The sequence below is a fragment of the Bradyrhizobium ingae genome (genome assembly GCF_055791185.1).
This window is the reverse complement of record NZ_JBVUBB010000021.1, coordinates 1-14,299: the sequence shown is the minus strand read 5'-3', so window position 1 is coordinate 14,299 and position 14,299 is coordinate 1. Positions and strand designations below refer to the sequence as shown.

At 61.8% G+C, this 14,299-nt stretch carries 18 protein-coding genes and 1 pseudogene; 7 read left to right on the top strand and 12 right to left on the bottom strand.

What is annotated here, in order from left to right:
- Positions 1-20 precede the first annotated feature (20 nt).
- Entirely contained in the window at positions 21-695 is a 675-nt protein-coding gene (locus ACV1FX_RS26035) for an HAD family hydrolase (RefSeq protein WP_473120428.1), read from the top strand.
- Between the two features lie 784 nt (positions 696-1,479).
- Here the strand turns inward: ACV1FX_RS26035 and ACV1FX_RS26030 are convergent.
- The 6 genes from ACV1FX_RS26030 to ACV1FX_RS26005 all read right to left on the bottom strand — a co-directional run bounded on the left by ACV1FX_RS26030 (position 1,480) and on the right by ACV1FX_RS26005 (position 6,182).
- The gene (locus ACV1FX_RS26030) at positions 1,480-2,184 is read right to left on the bottom strand and encodes a GrlR family regulatory protein (RefSeq protein ID WP_473120427.1); all 705 of its coding nucleotides are present in this window, start codon (positions 2,182-2,184) and stop codon (positions 1,480-1,482) included.
- Positions 2,185-2,437: 253 nt separating this feature from the next.
- The gene (locus tag ACV1FX_RS26025; protein WP_007609497.1) at positions 2,438-2,587 is read right to left on the bottom strand and encodes a hypothetical protein; all 150 of its coding nucleotides are present in this window, start codon (positions 2,585-2,587) and stop codon (positions 2,438-2,440) included.
- A gap of 95 nt (positions 2,588-2,682) precedes the next feature.
- Complete coding sequence (locus ACV1FX_RS26020) at positions 2,683-3,504, bottom strand: tetratricopeptide repeat protein (RefSeq protein ID WP_473120426.1); 822 nt, start codon at positions 3,502-3,504, stop codon at positions 2,683-2,685.
- Between the two features lie 32 nt (positions 3,505-3,536).
- A complete protein-coding gene (locus ACV1FX_RS26015) occupies positions 3,537-4,223 on the bottom strand; it encodes a substrate-binding domain-containing protein (RefSeq protein WP_473120425.1) in 687 nt (228 codons plus the stop codon).
- A gap of 19 nt (positions 4,224-4,242) precedes the next feature.
- Complete coding sequence (locus ACV1FX_RS26010) at positions 4,243-4,947, bottom strand: GrlR family regulatory protein (RefSeq protein ID WP_473120424.1); 705 nt, start codon at positions 4,945-4,947, stop codon at positions 4,243-4,245.
- Positions 4,948-5,147: 200 nt separating this feature from the next.
- Positions 5,148-6,182, bottom strand: a complete 1,035-nt coding sequence (locus ACV1FX_RS26005; protein ID WP_473120423.1) for a glutamine synthetase beta-grasp domain-containing protein — start codon at positions 6,180-6,182, stop codon at positions 5,148-5,150.
- A 536-nt stretch (positions 6,183-6,718) separates the two neighbouring features.
- Here ACV1FX_RS26005 and ACV1FX_RS26000 point away from each other — a divergent pair.
- Entirely contained in the window at positions 6,719-6,922 is a 204-nt protein-coding gene (locus ACV1FX_RS26000) for a DUF2735 domain-containing protein (RefSeq protein WP_027523928.1), read from the top strand.
- Between the two features lie 112 nt (positions 6,923-7,034).
- Here ACV1FX_RS26000 and ACV1FX_RS25995 read toward each other — a convergent pair whose 3' ends face one another.
- Entirely contained in the window at positions 7,035-7,343 is a 309-nt protein-coding gene (locus tag ACV1FX_RS25995; RefSeq protein WP_473120422.1) for an MliC family protein, read from the bottom strand.
- A gap of 84 nt (positions 7,344-7,427) precedes the next feature.
- Between ACV1FX_RS25995 and ACV1FX_RS25990 the strand changes: the two genes are divergently transcribed.
- Positions 7,428-8,171, top strand: coding sequence for a tyrosine-protein phosphatase (locus tag ACV1FX_RS25990; RefSeq protein WP_473120421.1), 744 nt, complete (start codon positions 7,428-7,430; stop codon positions 8,169-8,171).
- Here the strand turns inward: ACV1FX_RS25990 and ACV1FX_RS25985 are convergent, their stop codons facing one another.
- Positions 8,172-8,912 carry an SGNH/GDSL hydrolase family protein gene (locus tag ACV1FX_RS25985; RefSeq protein WP_473120420.1) on the bottom strand — a complete coding sequence of 247 codons (741 nt, stop codon included), beginning with the start codon at positions 8,910-8,912 and terminating at the stop codon, positions 8,172-8,174. It lies immediately after the preceding gene.
- Between the two features lie 113 nt (positions 8,913-9,025).
- On the opposite strand from ACV1FX_RS25985, the gene ACV1FX_RS25980 reads away from it, so the two are divergent.
- A complete protein-coding gene (locus ACV1FX_RS25980; RefSeq protein ID WP_473120545.1) occupies positions 9,026-9,706 on the top strand; it encodes an SDR family oxidoreductase in 681 nt (226 codons plus the stop codon).
- Here ACV1FX_RS25980 and ACV1FX_RS25975 read toward each other — a convergent pair.
- Positions 9,703-10,050 (bottom strand): hypothetical protein, encoded by a 348-nt coding sequence (locus ACV1FX_RS25975; protein ID WP_473120419.1) that lies wholly within the window; start codon positions 10,048-10,050, stop codon positions 9,703-9,705. The two genes, ACV1FX_RS25980 and ACV1FX_RS25975, sit on opposite strands and share 4 nt — an antisense overlap.
- Positions 10,051-10,177: 127 nt before the next feature.
- Between ACV1FX_RS25975 and ACV1FX_RS25970 the strand changes: the two genes are divergently transcribed.
- Positions 10,178-10,864: a DUF2161 domain-containing phosphodiesterase gene (locus tag ACV1FX_RS25970; protein WP_473120418.1), complete on the top strand. Its 687-nt coding sequence runs from the start codon at positions 10,178-10,180 to the stop codon at positions 10,862-10,864.
- A 103-nt stretch (positions 10,865-10,967) separates the two neighbouring features.
- Positions 10,968-11,273: a hypothetical protein gene (locus ACV1FX_RS25965; RefSeq protein ID WP_473120417.1), complete on the top strand. Its 306-nt coding sequence runs from the start codon at positions 10,968-10,970 to the stop codon at positions 11,271-11,273.
- A gap of 61 nt (positions 11,274-11,334) precedes the next feature.
- On the opposite strand, the gene ACV1FX_RS25960 is transcribed toward ACV1FX_RS25965, so the two are convergent.
- Together ACV1FX_RS25960 and ACV1FX_RS25955 are read right to left on the bottom strand one after the other, a co-directional pair.
- Positions 11,335-11,946: a GNAT family N-acetyltransferase gene (locus ACV1FX_RS25960; protein ID WP_473120416.1), complete on the bottom strand. Its 612-nt coding sequence runs from the start codon at positions 11,944-11,946 to the stop codon at positions 11,335-11,337.
- 151 nt (positions 11,947-12,097) lie between these two features.
- Positions 12,098-12,499 carry a PaaI family thioesterase gene (locus ACV1FX_RS25955; RefSeq protein WP_473120415.1) on the bottom strand — a complete coding sequence of 134 codons (402 nt, stop codon included), beginning with the start codon at positions 12,497-12,499 and terminating at the stop codon, positions 12,098-12,100.
- A gap of 174 nt (positions 12,500-12,673) precedes the next feature.
- On the opposite strand from ACV1FX_RS25955, the gene ACV1FX_RS25950 reads away from it, so the two are divergent.
- Positions 12,674-13,945 (top strand): lipoprotein-releasing ABC transporter permease subunit, encoded by a 1,272-nt coding sequence (locus ACV1FX_RS25950; protein WP_473120414.1) that lies wholly within the window; start codon positions 12,674-12,676, stop codon positions 13,943-13,945.
- A gap of 200 nt (positions 13,946-14,145) precedes the next feature.
- Here the strand turns inward: ACV1FX_RS25950 and ACV1FX_RS25945 are convergent.
- Positions 14,146-14,299 (bottom strand): annotated as a pseudogene (locus tag ACV1FX_RS25945) (amidohydrolase family protein); the annotation flags it as partial.

The window sequence follows — 14,299 nt, the reverse complement described above, 5'->3', positions numbered from 1 at the left end:
GCTAAAGGAAGAAGTAGGTTGTGAAGTTGATCGTTTTTGACTTCGATGGAACACTTGTCGACAGCCGAGCTTTGATATTGGAATGCCACCGCTTGGTCTTTACCGAATTTCGCTTAGCGCCCCCATCGACTCAAGACAGCCTAGCGTTGATTGGAAGGTCGCTTGAGCTTGTCCTTGCGCAACTCGCTGGACCGCAAGCACCAATTCAAGACATGGTGCGGGCCTACGGCCGCGTCCTCCCTCAGCTCAGGTCCGAGCCCGCTTTTGTCGAAAGGCCATTCGATGGCATCGCTGATCTGCTTCGCGATTTAGACCGCATGCCCGGCGTCGAGCTTGGGATCGCAACCGGCCACACCTCGGCCGCTGTCGTTCCGGCCCTGGAAGCGCTGGGATGGCGACACTACTTCAAGACCATCCAAGCCGCAGACATGGCGCCCTCCAAGCCCCACCCTGGGATGCTGATCCAGGCACTTGAAGCCACCGGCACAAAAGCTGAGGAGTCGATCTTTATCGGCGACACCTCCTTCGACATGGAGATGGCGCGGGCAGCGAAGTTTGGAGGCATCGGGGTAGCCTGGGGATACCACACGGCCGCGCGCCTATTTGATGCCGGTGCACACCGCGTTGCTCACTCTGTCGAAGAACTCAGAAGCTTTCTCCGTCTCGGAGGCGCTAACGTTCGCCCCTATCCCTAATGCAATTCGAGGTCAGACGACGCTCTGGCCCGTCGGCAAAGTGGACGCTCGCCTCGTCGAGGTCCGGATATGCGGTTGTAGCACACTAGATTTGCTCACACTGAGTTCTTCCCATTTTTCCCCAGAACGGTAGCACCATCGCTTCCGTACGGGCGCGCCTCACCGGCGCTGCAGCTCGTCTGGCACACTTGGATAATTCCGAACGCGGTGGTAGCGTCATTGGCCGACGTCTCTCGGCGGGGGGCGTTCGCGAACATTCGTTTCGCGAGCTTGCGTCCGAACAAATGTCCTCAATAAAACTTGCCTCGTTTGGACGCTCGCGAAGATAGCTCTGAGCTGAACAATGTTGTTGCTCTTGGCAATTATCCTGATCGCGCTCGCAGTGGGTCTCCATCACAACGTTGTCGGTGAAATTCGTCCGCTTCTGCCTGGATCATTGCAAGACAGTTCATATGCTTCATCAGCACTCTACGATTTGGTCTGGAAGCCATCGGTCCCGAGGCGCGCAGTAAGGAAGTTTGTTGCATCATTGTTGTGTGGCTCAGCTGGACTCGCCTGCATTGCACTTTTCATGTTCATGCAAGGATCATTTGTCGGAGCTGCTCTGTTTGCCGCGGTTTGCATTTTAAGCATCAGCTACACGACTTTCAGCCTTTTCAAACACCGCTCGCGATTCCTAGGCGTCTCGGACGGATAGGATTGGCGGTTGAATGCGCGGCGACAGCTTGACGGGCACTATCTTTTGGACGACTGATCGGGGCTGCAATCGCGTCGAACGCTTGCCCTAGGCGCGCCACATCAGCTTGAGCGAAGCCGCAAGACGGAGGCTGCGCTTGCCTGCGAGGGCGATGCCTTCGAGCTCCCCGCTGTCAGCGGTGCAGCTTCCTGAAAAACCGATGCCGACCTCATAGCCGCCGAACACCGGGTTCTCGCCCTTCGCCGGCGTATGCTCCTGGTTGAGCATCTCGCCCTTCCACCGGCCGTCCGCCGAGGAGTAGGACCCGAGATAATAGAAGAACGCGTCGCCACCGAGGATACGGCCATCCATCAGCAGCATGACGCCCGAGAGGCCAGCGTCGACGCCGTCGAGCGCACGCAGATCAATCGCATAGAGCCCGTTTGCGATGCCGCCTGCTCCGACGATGCCCCGCGGCGGCAACGCATCGTCATCGAGCCGCGTAAGCTCGGCCCAGAACATCGCGCCCGGCACAGGGGCGGCCTCGCCTTCGAAACGGATGCCATTGCTGGTGGTCCGGCCGAGCACGCTGATGGCGGCGACATCAGTGCCCATCAGCGGCTTGTAGTAGGGATCGTCGTTGTGACGCTCGGTGATGACCTCTCCGATGATCTCGCCGTCGAGCTCCTCATAGGTCCCGAGATGCGCAAAGGCGGAATTGCCGCCCAGCAGCTTGCCGTTGTGCATGCACATGATGCTGCGGCCGAACGCATCGTTGACGCCGTATTCGACCTTGTAGAGCCCGTTCAGCAATGAAGGAATCCCGAAAAGTCATTTTGAGTAGCGGATCAATGGCGGGCTAACTAGCACCGCTGCCGTATCAAGGCCATCCGGCTTTTCCGCGCAGGGCGCGCCTTTGGAGAGATGTGTTCCACGCCGTTGATGCCATCATGCGGCTGATTTGTCCGACGTGCCATCAGATTTTGCTAAATCCGCAATCAATCACACCATCCCCTGCTCTTTACTTTGCATGGGGTTGTTTTCGACATTTTTGTTGCTCGGCACCCTAGTGCCGCTTGAAATACTGCACCTCGCGTTCGTGCTTCTCCGCCGCCGCGCGGCTCTTGAACGTGCCAAGGTTGCGGCGCTTGCCTGTCTTCGGGTTCACCTTGCGCGAATAGAGACGATATTCGCCGGACGCCAATTTGCGGATCATGTCGCGCCTCCTGTTCATTTCGGTCTCAACGACGGGGGCGCGAACTAGGTTCCTCCAAGGCTCGCTTGGCGAGAACGACTGACTTGCGAAGCGGATTAAAAGCAAAGCGTGGTCACGAGCTGGCCCTGCTTGTTCTTGATCGCATAGGGACAGCGGATCCGTTCCAGCGCCTTCTTGGCGTCTTCATCGCCGAGCGCGGCCGCGCGCTCGTAATAGGCCTTCGCAGCAGTCGCATCTTTCGGGCCGCCGCGGCCTTCCTGCGCGAATGCGCCCATCCGCTCCAGCGCGCCCGGATGATTTTGAGCGGCGGCCTTCTCGAACAGCGCGCGGGCCGCGACGTCGTCCTTTTGACCGCTGTCGCCGTTCGCGAGCATCAGGCCGAGCTGGTACTGCGCCTCCGCATTGGTCTCGGCGGCCTTGCCGAGCAGCTCGCGCGCCCGCGCCGGGTCGGCAGGAGCAGCCCCTGGCGAACCGCCAAGCGCGGCAAGATTGCTGACGCCACGCGGGTTGCCGGCCTGCGCCGCCTTCTCGAACAGCTTTCGCGCCTGCGCCTCGTCCCTGGCGACGCCTGCGCCGGTGCCATAGAGCACACCGAGCTCGACCATCGCCGCGCTCGAGCCCTTGTTGGCCGCCTTGCTCCAGGCCGCCATCGCTTCAGTCATCTGACGATTGGCAGCGTAAGCCCGTCCGAGCTCGTACATCGCGCGGCGCGAGCCGCCTGCCGCCGTCTTGCAGAACTTGATCGCGGTCGCGATGTCGGCGCTCGCGACCTCAGCTACTCCCTTTACGTCGATCGGCTTGTCGGGATCGCTAGGATCGGCCGCCAGCCGATCGCACAGCACGAGATCGGCCGACTGCGCCTGTGCGGCGAGCGGTGCCGCGAACGTCAGAAGGATGGCGCAGAGAGCTGTCCGCATGGCCGGAAGGTTGCGTCCGGGCGTTGGCGAATTCAAGGCTCGAGGCCCGACCGCCGCAGCACGGGCGCAACGTCGGGCGAAGCCAGGTAGCGCAACAGCCGATCCGCGGCCTCGGCATTTTTCGCAGTTGCCAGGCGGCCGGCCGAGAACAGCGCCGGCGTCTGCAAGTCGAGGGGGATCGGTCCGACGACCTCGATGCCCTCGACCTGCTTCAACTCGCTGATCTGCTGCACGGCGAGATTGGCCTCGCCGCTGGCCAGCCGTTCCGCAGTAAAGCCCTGCTGCACGATGGTCGCCCTGGCGTTGATCTCGGCCGCGATGCCCATCCGTCCGATCAGCTCGGCGAAGTAGATCCCGCTCGCGCCCAATCGCGAATAGGCGACGGATCGCGCCGCAAGCAGCGTCCTGCGCAAGGCGCTTTCGCTGGAGATGTCGGGATGCACCTGCCCTGCGGCCACGGCGATGCCGACATGGGAGCGCGCAAGGTCAGCAGCGCCTTCCGCCACGACGCGGCCCTCGGCAATGACCTCGTCGAGGCCTTCGCGCGTCAGGATCACGACATCGGCGGCCTCGCCGTCTCGCAGACGCTTGAGCAGCGCCTGGGTCGGCGCGAAGTCTGCATCGATGTGGACACCCGTCGCGGCTTCATAAGCGGAGGACAGGCTGCGCATCGCCCCCATCAGGCCAAGCGTCGAGAGCATGCGGACGGTGTTTTCCATGGTTCTCCCAAACATCCAGTCAGGCGCGATGCATCAGCTTCAGCGCCGCGGTCAGCCGCATGCTGCGTTTGCCCGCGAGCGCGGTGGCTTCCAGCACCGCCTCCTCGTCGTCATAGGTGCCTGAGAAGCCGATGCCGACCTCATGGCCGCCGAACACCGGATTTTCATCTCGAGCTGGCGTGTGCTCCTGGTTCAGGATCTGGCCCTTCCAGCGGCCATTCGCGGCCGTGTAGCTGCCGAGATAGTAGAACGAGGCATCGCCACCGAGGATGCGGCCCTGGTTGAGCAGCATGACGCCGGTGAGCCCCCCTTCGATGCCGTCCAGCATCCGCAGATGGATCGAGTAGAGACCGTTGGCGATGCCGCCCTCGCCGACGCCGCCGGCGATCGGCACCTCGTCCTCCCTGATCGGCATCATCACCGACTGAAAGGGAACGCCGGGCAATTCCTTCAGCTCGCCCTTGAAACGATAGAGATCGCCGTCCGGCAGGCCCTTCGCGATCAGCGTCGCATCGTCCGTGCCGGCCATCGCGCGATAATTCGGATCGGGATTATGGCGCACGGTCTTGATGACGATTGCGACCTCCTCGCCCGTCTTCTCATACGTGCCGATATGGGCAAAGGCCGAGTTGCCGCCCAGCATCTTGCCGTCGCCGACATGCATGACGCTGCGGCCAACAGCTTCGCCGAGCTGAAACCGTACTTTGTAAAAACCTTCCAACACCAGCCGTGTCCCCGGCCTGCGCGCATCCGAGGCGCCAGTCTATCCCTCTTTAGGTCGTGGGAGACAAGTTTCGTACGCCAGACCCAATACCCGATAGCGCCAACTGTCATCAAAATGCAAAAATCCGCCGAAGCCTCGCAGCCGCGGCGGATTTGAGAGCCAACCCGGACCAAGTCCCCAAGGTCCGGGCCTGAAAGATCTTAGGCGGCCGCCTTCTTGTCGGTCGGCACGGACGAGATCGTCTTCAGGATCTGCGAAGCGATCTGGTATGGGTCGCCTTGCGAGTTCGGACGACGGTCTTCCAGATAGCCCTTGTAGCCGTTGTTGACGAAGGAGTGCGGAACGCGGATCGAAGCACCGCGGTCGGCCACGCCATAGCTGAACTTGTTCCAGGGCGCGGTCTCGTGCTTGCCGGTCAGACGCTTGTCGTTGTCCGGGCCGTAGACGGCGATATGGTCCATGAGATTCTTGTCGAAGGCAGCCATCAGCGCCTCGAAGTACTCCTTGCCGCCGACCGTGCGCATATACTCGGTCGAGAAGTTGGCGTGCATGCCGGAGCCATTCCAGTCGGTGTCGCCGAGCGGCTTGCAGTGGAATTCGATGTCGATGCCGTACTTCTCGGTCAGGCGCAGCATCAGGTAGCGGGCCATCCACATTTCGTCAGCGGCCTTCTTGGAGCCCTTGCCGAAGATCTGGAATTCCCACTGGCCCTTCGCGACTTCCGCGTTGATGCCTTCATGGTTGATGCCGGCCGCGAGGCAGAGGTCGAGATGCTCTTCCACGATCTTGCGGGCGACGTCGCCGACGTTCGAGAAGCCGACGCCGGTGTAGTACGGACCCTGCGGCGCCGGATAACCCGAGGCCGGGAAGCCGAGCGGACGGCCGTCCTTGTAGAAGAAATATTCCTGCTCGAAGCCGAACCATGCGCCGGCGTCGTCGAGGATGGTGGCGCGCTTGTTGGACGCATGCGGGGTCTTGCCATCGGGCATCATGACTTCGCACATCACCAGCACGCCGTTGGTGCGGGCGCCGTCCGGGAACACCGCGACCGGCTTCAGCACGCAATCGGAGCTGTGGCCTTCGGCCTGCTGGGTGGAGGAGCCGTCGAAGCCCCAGAGCGGAAGCTGCTCGAGCGTCGGGAACGACGCGAATTCCTTGATCTGAGTTTTGCCGCGCAAATTCGGAGTCGGCGTATATCCGTCGAGCCAAATGTACTCGAGCTTGTACTTGGTCATTGAGCCTCTCTGTAGATGATGCGAAAGGTGGGGACCTGTGGTCCCCGCACGTTGTACCCGGCCACCATCGGCCGGCGCTTTACAAGCATTTCGCGTGCCAAAACGCCGCACTGCGGGAGGTTTTCCACCGTCAGCCGGCAGGCTGCGAACCTCACCAGCGATTCACAAAGGCATGCGTCAAAGCAGCGCACCTTTTCGTGACTTCGCGCTGCAAAAACCTGCAGAAAACGCCCGATTTGTCGGCATGTACCGCGCTGCACCCGGCCACCGGTTAAAGCAGCGCCACTCCTTGGCAATTTTCGCGAAGCCCCGGGGCCGCTCTTCGCAACCTTCGGAATGGCCCATGCGTTGATCACGTGGAACTTGCCTTGCAGCGTGCAGAGGCCTGACTGCCTACAAATTAGGCCAACAATGATGCCGTTTTCGGCACTTTGCATTTCGCCAAGCAGGGCCAATATGGGGTGACCCAGTAACCATAAGCGAACGAGTCGGGCGCACCATGGAGGTCAAGCGCTCCGGCTGAAGGAGATACCGCAATGATGAACAGTAACTTGGGCCAAGGGTCGGCCACGATCTACCAATTCCCTGTCGGGGGCCGTGCGGCTCTCGGCGGTCGCCGCTACGGCGAGGCCAGTCTGCCGGCCGATCACGTCTCCTCGCCTGTCGTTGAGACGATCTGCAGCGGCAGCTGGTATCACCAGGAGGCGATCGAGGAAGCCAAGCCGAAATGGGATCGCTGATGCCTGCCGTGCCTTCGGTACCGCCCCACGCTCGCAAGCGTCCGGCGGAAGTTTGAAAAGGGTCGAAACGGGATCGTTTCGGCCCTTTTTGATTCTGCTTTGATTCTTGCGCTCAGCTCACTTCGCAGACTGTGACCGGCCGCTTCAGATGCTTGACGGTTGTACTGGTCTTGCTGATGCTCAGTGTGATCCCGGCACCGGAGTAACGCACACCCGATAGCGTGAGCCGCTTGGCGAGCGGAATGGCGCCGCCGTCGATCTGCATGAAGGCGCGCTTGTCGTCTGGGTAAAACGCGATGATGAACTGCGTACCATCAGCGCAACGATAGCCATGAAACGTCTGCGCCTTCGTGCCGGTCGCCATCAAAGTTCCGCCCGCCAAAATGGCGATGGCCAAAATAATGGCCTTGTGCCGGTCCATATTCGCCCCCTGTAATGAAGTTCAAGTCTATCGCGCGCGAGCCGCGCGGCCGATTCCGTTGGCAACATAGCCCAGGCCGATCTGATGTCAGACTCCCCTGCCCGCCACCTCGCCTTGCAAGGCGCGAGCAATTTTCGCGACCTCGGCGGTTATCCGACCGCCGATGGTCGACAGACGCGCTGGCGGCGACTCTTCCGCTCCAATCACCTTGGCCTTCTCACCGCAGCCGATGTCGCGATCGTCCGCGGTCTCGGTGTGCGGAGCGCATTCGATTTCCGAGGCGTCGAAGAGCGCGCGGACGCGCTGTGCGGCGTGCGCGAGATCACCACGCATTCGCTGCCGATCGAGCCGACCGTGGTCGCCGCGCTCAGGGCGCGGATGGCCGACGGCACGTTGACCGCGCCCGTTGCGCTCGAGATCATGCGCGAATCCTACCGCAACTATGTCCGCCACAACACGCACAGCTTTCGCGCGCTATTCGGTCATCTCCTCGAAGACCGCGCACCGCTCGTCATCCACTGCACCGCCGGCAAGGACCGCACCGGCTTTGCCTGCGCGCTCATCCTTCATGCTCTCGGCGTGCCCGAAGAAACCATCGCGGAGGACTATCTGCTGACGAACCGGTTCTACCGCCGCGATCCTTCCGCAGCATCCGAACTGCCGCAGGACGTGCGCGACGCCATCGGTTCGGTTGAGGCCTCTTATCTCGCAGCCGGCTTCGAAGCCGTGCGCGCCGACTATGGCGAACTCGAAACCTATTTGCGCGATGGCCTCAAGCTCGGGGCAGCCGAGCGCACCGCGTTGAAGGCACGCTATCTGCAATCCTGATCAGGATTGCTTTTCGGCCGGAAGCCAGCTTGCCGACAAGGTTGCATCGGTAATCGCTCGGCACAGGGCCTTGGAAACCTGCATGGTGCTCCAGTCACTCTGATGCAGCTTGTCGCCATCGCTCGGATCGAGCAATTGCTCAAGCGACACGCCGTTGTAGACGTGCCAATGCCGCATCAGGGCCCAGCGCCGAAACAAATTCACTTGAGGAGTCTTCTCCGCGATCTCACCGATCGCCGCGACCATCCTTTCCGACAGTTCGGCGCTATCGTCACGGAGCATGGCGGTCACATATTGCGGATCGATCAACACGATATCCATTGGGTGCTCGCGCAGCCGGCGCAGACCGTCCCTGATCTTGTCGACGACGACGTCGAACTTGTATCGATCCTTGTGAAAGACCGCATTGGTGCCGACCTGCCAAAGCACCAGCGCCGGCTTGTCGAGAAAAATATCCGCATCGAAACGGTCCACCTCTTCCGGCGCTTCCTGGTCTCCAACGCCCCGGTTGAAGAGATCGATGCGGATCTTCGGCAGATCGCCCTTGTAGTGTTGCCTGAGATACATTTCGAGGCGATAGGGATAAGGCACGACATCTTCCCGTCCAGCCGTCGAGGACGATCCCATTGCCACGATGCGGACAGGGCTTTTGCCACGCAGCGCTGCCAGGAAATTTCGCAATGGATGCTTCAATTTGATGATGTCCGGGGGGACGTCTACCGTCGGCAGATTGTCGGGCATGCCGCCTCCTGCGATCCAAGGTTGCAATCGCCATTCAGCCTTGATGATCTCGTCATTGCAAGTCCAGTTTGCTTTCGCGATAGTCGGCGCGCATCGTGACGACGGAGGACATCGTGCAGGGAAAAGTCATTGTCGTGACTGGCGCTCTCGGCGCGCTGGGCCGGGTGGTGGCGGAGACGGCGCTGGCGCGGGGCGCGCGGGTCGCCGGCATCGATCACGCACCATCGCAGGCGCCTGCGACAGCGCAGCATATAGAGTTCGGCGGCGTCGATCTCTCGGACGAGACGCAGGCGAATACGGCAGTCTCGGCGGCGGCAAAACATTTCGGCCACCTCGATGCATTGATCAACATCGCCGGCGGCTTTGCGTTCGAGACCGTTGGCGACGGCGACATCAGGACCTGGCAGCGCATGTATGCGCTGAACGTGCTGACCGTGCTCAACACCTCGCGCGCCGCACTCTCCCATCTTGCGGCTTCTAAGGCCGGCCGCATCGTCAATGTCGGCGCCATGGGCGCACTCCAGGCCGGCTCCGGCATGGGGCCCTATGCAGCCTCGAAGGCCGGAGTGCACCGCCTCACCGAGGCGCTCGCCAATGAGTGGAAAGGCAAGGTCACGGTCAACGCGGTGCTGCCCTCGATCATCGATACCAAGGCCAACCGCGCCGACATGCCGAAGGCGGACTTCTCCAAATGGGTGACGCCGCAGGAGCTCACTGAAGTGATCCTGTTCCTCGCAAGCGATGCAGCAAGCGGCGTGACGGGCGCGCTTATACCGGTGAGCGGACGCGTCTAGTCCGCTACCAGGAGCCGCAGATTGCCTCTGAAGCGGATGCTCTGCTTGCCGGCGAGCGCAATGCCTTCGCCATAGGCGGTTTCATCGGTGTAGGTACCGCTGAAGCCGATGGTCACGACCTTGCGGCCCCACACCGGCCGCTCGTCGAACGAGGGCGAATGCTCCTCGTTGGTCAGCTCGCCTTTCCATTTGCCGTCGGCTGAGGTGTAGCTGCCGTAGGCGAAGAAAAATGAATCGCCGCCCCGCATGGTGCCGTCGCGCAGCACCATGACACCTTGATTGCCACCCTGCACGGCATCCAGCATCTCGATCCGGATGTGATAGAGCCCGTTCCTGATTGTCATCTTCCGCAAAGCGCCCGACTGTCCCGCTGGCAAGATAGCCGCACCATCCGCTCCCGATCAAATGGCGCGAGAAGCGACTCCGATCCGGGCTAGACTGGCCGCAACTGATTCTCCGACGGAACAGCCTGTGGAAACCGCGCTTTATCTGCCCGTCAAACGATTCCTCGAAGAGCTCGGCTTCACCGTGAAGGGCGAGATCGGCGGCTGCGATCTCGTCGGTCTCAGCGCTGGCGATCCGCCTATCGTGGTGATCGGCGAGCTCAAGCTCGCCTTCAATCTCGAGCTGATCCTGCAGGCGGTCGATCGCGCCCCGGCGGGTGACGAGATCTGGATCGCCGCAAAAATGTCCGCGCGCGGCAAGGGACGCGAGAGCGATGCCCGCTATCGCAATCTCTGCCGCCGCCTCGGCTTCGGCATGCTTGGAGTTACCGAGCGCGGCCAGGTCGAGGTGCTGGTGAAGCCGCCGACCGCGGCGCCGCGCCGCGAGCCGAAGAAGCGCTCGCGGCTCGTCGCCGAGCACCAGCGCCGCCAGGGCGATCCGGTGCTCGGCGGCAGCACGCGCGCACCCATCATGACTGCCTATCGCCAGCAGGCGCTGGCCTGTGCCTCGGCGCTCGCCGAGGGCCCGCGGGCGGTGCGCGAACTGCGCGCGCGATGTCCCGATGCCGGCAAGATCCTGCTGCATAATGTCTACGGCTGGTTCGAACGGGCCGATCGGGGAATCTACGGATTGACCGACGCCGGGCATGCGGCACTAAAGCGCTGGCCCCAGCCGAAGAGCGCGCTCGATGCGGGCCAACCGTCACCGCCCTGACATCGGATCAATGCAAGACGCGTATAACTGAGATGCCACACCAAATTCATATTGCAATGCAACATAGGCAGCACTAGGTATCTCGGATCGAAACGAGGCTACCATGAGCGCAGACTGGAATACCAAATACGGCACGCGGCGCGTGCGCCACGATCCGCCGACCCTGGACGAGGCGATTTTCGCCGCGATCGGCATTACCGACAATCAGGAGCAGCAGGCCGAGATCGCCGCGTCCCTGATGGGCATGCCGCTCGACGTCGTGCAGGCTGAGGTGAAGAAGCAGGCCCGCACCAACAGCCGCATCACCGCTACGCGCGTCATCGCCGGTGAACAGGGCGCGCAGCGCTCCGTAGTGGTCGAGCGCCGCGTCGTGCGCCGCTTCGGCAACGACAAGCGTACCGGCACCTGAAGCGCTCTGATCTTTGAGGATACGAAAAGCGGACCGGCAGTGCCGGTCCGCTTTTTTGATTTTAGGCGGCGCGATTGCCGTACATGCGGGAAAACAGCTTCCACCATGTGCTGTTGAAGCTCAGCAGCGCGCGGCCCGCCTTGAACGGCGCAGCAGCGAGATCCGCCAGCTCCGCCTCCGGCGTCCTGGTGAGATCGATGGTGCCGGTCGATTCGCCGTGCCGGAATGCCAGATGCGCGCCGAACTTCTTCGCCAGCGCCCGCATCGCGTGATTCTCCGCGCCTGTCGTAATGCGCAGGCGCTCAAAACCCTTCCAGCGCGCTTCCGCGATCAGACGCCGGAACAGCACGGTGCCGACGCCCTGGCGGCGCGCGCAGGCTTCCACGCTGAACGCCACTTCGGGCAGCGAATCACCTTCCGCCGGATGCAGCTCGGCCGCGCCGCGGACCACGCCGTCGACGATGTAGGCGACGATCACCGTGCCGTCGTCGGCGCAGCGGGCCGCGTAACGCTCGATGAAGCTGTCGTCGAGAAAACCGTTGAAGCGGTCGTGCCGGCTCTCGGGATCGAGCCTCAGCAAATGATCGCGCAGGAGCGGCAATTCCTCTTGCTGGATCAGGGTCCGCACATAGCCCTGCACGGACTCGGTGTGCATGGTTTCTTCAAGTGCCACGTCAAAACTCCTCTTGGTGTCCCTCGAGGAGGCGTTCGAATCCCTAGGCCTCCTATATTGTGCGTCGCAGCATGGTTTGCAAGACGGGAACATGCCCAAGTTAGAGGCATGGCAAACGACCAATTCGTTAACAAAATCAAAGCCCCCGTAATCATACGAGGACCATCTGCGTCTGGGTCACCAGCGCCACCAGCTTGCCGTCCTCGGTCTCCAGCCGAGTCTGCCAGACCTGCGTCCGCCGCCCCCGATGGACCGGAGTCGCGGTGGCGATCAGCGTGGCCCCCTCCTTTGCGCCGCCAATGAAATTGGTCTTGCTCTCCAGCGTGGTCGTGCCCTTGGCGTCCGCCGGTAGGTTGATCACGGTCGCGGCCGCCCCGACGGAATCGGCAAGGGCCATGATGGCGCCGCCATGCGCGATGTGGCCGAGCGTGCAGAGGTCGGGCCTGATGATCATTTTCGCCACCACGCGATCCGGCTCGGCCGCGATGAACTGCACGCCCTGGAGCTCGGCAAACGGCATCTTCATCGCATGAAGTCTTTCGAGCGGAGTCATCGGATATCCTCCCAGTGTCTTGAATTCTCAACGTGAATTGTCCCGCGGGGCAAAGCAATGACGTCCGAGGTCATGGCCGCGATGATATCGCTGCCGTTTTTTGCCCGAGGACGCCCAGGTCGCCAAACCGGCTGCAACCGGACAGAATGACGAATCTGATGAGCCCTGAGGATCATGACAGCGCCGCGTAAGGTCGTTCCCTTTGCACCGTTCGAGTGGATGCTGTCAGCACGCTATCTGCGCGCGCGGCGCAAGGAAGGCCTTGTTTCGGTCATCGCAGGGTTTTCATTTCTCGGCATCATGCTTGGCGTCGCGACCCTCATCATCGTGATGGCGGTCTTGAACGGCTTTCGCAAAGAGCTTCTGGACAAAATCCTCGGCCTCAACGGCCATGTTCTGGTTCAGCCGCTGGAATCGCCTCTGACCGACTGGAACGATGTGAGCGAACGCATCAGCCGGTTGAAGGGAGTTCGACTGGCCGCTCCCGTCGTTGACGGGACGGCATTGGCATCGTCCACAAATGCCTCGGGCGTTCTGGTGCGCGGGATCCGCGCGGTCGATCTCAACAAGCTGACGTCGGTCGCCGCCAACATCAAGCAGGGCTCGATCGAACGTTTTGACGGAGATCAGGGCGTTGCGATCGGCCAGGGCCTCGCCGATCAGCTTTCCGTACAGGCCGGTGACGCTATCACGCTCGTCGCGCAGCAAGGCGCAGTGACACCGATGGGCGTCATGCCGCGCATCAAGAAATACAAAATCACGGCCGTGTTCGAAATCGGCATGTCGGAGTACGACGCGAGCATGATTTTCATGCCGATCGCGGAGGCGCAGTCCTACTTCAATCGCAACGGCGATGTCACGGCGATCGAGGTGTTCACGACTGACCCGGATCGCATCGACACCTTTCGCAGGAGCGTGATGGAAGCCGCTGGCCGGCCGGTCTTCCTGGTCGATTGGCGTCAGCGCAACTCGACCTTCTTCAGCGCGCTTCAGGTCCAGCGCAACGTCATGTTCCTGATCCTGACCCTGATCGTCTTCGTGGCTGCCTTGAACATCGTATCGGGCCTCGTCATGCTGGTGAAAGACAAGAGCAGCGACATTGCGATCCTGCGAACCATGGGAGCTTCGCGGGGCTCGATCATGAGGATATTCCTGATCACCGGCGCCTCGATCGGCGTCGCAGGTACGCTGATCGGCTTCGTCGTCGGGCTTCTGACCTGCCTCAATATCGAGACGATCCGGCAGTTCATGTCCTGGCTGACCAGAACCGAACTGTTTCCGCCCAAGCTCTACTTTCTTTCGAAGCTGCCGGCGGAGGTCGAGGTCGGAGAAACCTCCGCGGTCGTGATCATGGCGCTGACGCTTTCGTTTCTCGCAACGCTCTACCCATCCTGGCGCGCCGCGCGGCTCGATCCCATCGAGGTGCTGCGGCACGGTGGCTCATGATCGGTTACGCCGTTTGCGTGCGGGGCGCACCACAATCTCGACGTCGTCGCCCAGTTTGACCGGGCGACCCAGTACGCTGCGGCATCTCCGTGTCCCACAACGGCGCCTCTGGAATACCGGATCACCCGCTTTCGCCGGTGATGACGCAGAGATTGAGGCACCAATTGCCTGCGACGACTAACGACAGAGTACTGACCCTATTATCTCTTGTCGCCTCCCAGCGCATTCTTGTAGATCTTGCCGCCTTTCATGATGATGACGAAATTCTTCGCGGGATCTGCGACCAGCTTGATGTTCTCGATCGGATTGCCGTCGACCAGCAACAAGTCTGCCAAAGCACCCTCCTCGACCACG

Coding starts and splice junctions, on each gene's coding strand:
- ACV1FX_RS26025 (WP_007609497.1), bottom strand. CDS start 2,587: ATGATCCGCAAATTGGCGTCCGGCGAATATCGTCTCTATTCGCGCAAG.
- ACV1FX_RS26020 (WP_473120426.1), bottom strand. CDS start 3,504: ATGCGGACAGCTCTCTGCGCCATCCTTCTGACGTTCGCGGCACCGCTC.
- ACV1FX_RS26015 (WP_473120425.1), bottom strand. CDS start 4,223: ATGGAAAACACCGTCCGCATGCTCTCGACGCTTGGCCTGATGGGGGCG.
- ACV1FX_RS26005 (WP_473120423.1), bottom strand. CDS start 6,182: ATGACCAAGTACAAGCTCGAGTACATTTGGCTCGACGGATATACGCCG.
- ACV1FX_RS26000 (WP_027523928.1), top strand. CDS start 6,719: ATGATGAACAGTAACTTGGGCCAAGGGTCGGCCACGATCTACCAATTC.
- ACV1FX_RS25995 (WP_473120422.1), bottom strand. CDS start 7,343: ATGGACCGGCACAAGGCCATTATTTTGGCCATCGCCATTTTGGCGGGC.
- ACV1FX_RS25990 (WP_473120421.1), top strand. CDS start 7,428: ATGTCAGACTCCCCTGCCCGCCACCTCGCCTTGCAAGGCGCGAGCAAT.
- ACV1FX_RS25985 (WP_473120420.1), bottom strand. CDS start 8,912: ATGCCCGACAATCTGCCGACGGTAGACGTCCCCCCGGACATCATCAAA.
- ACV1FX_RS25975 (WP_473120419.1), bottom strand. CDS start 10,050: ATGACAATCAGGAACGGGCTCTATCACATCCGGATCGAGATGCTGGAT.
- ACV1FX_RS25965 (WP_473120417.1), top strand. CDS start 10,968: ATGAGCGCAGACTGGAATACCAAATACGGCACGCGGCGCGTGCGCCAC.
- ACV1FX_RS25955 (WP_473120415.1), bottom strand. CDS start 12,499: ATGACTCCGCTCGAAAGACTTCATGCGATGAAGATGCCGTTTGCCGAG.
- ACV1FX_RS25950 (WP_473120414.1), top strand. CDS start 12,674: ATGACAGCGCCGCGTAAGGTCGTTCCCTTTGCACCGTTCGAGTGGATG.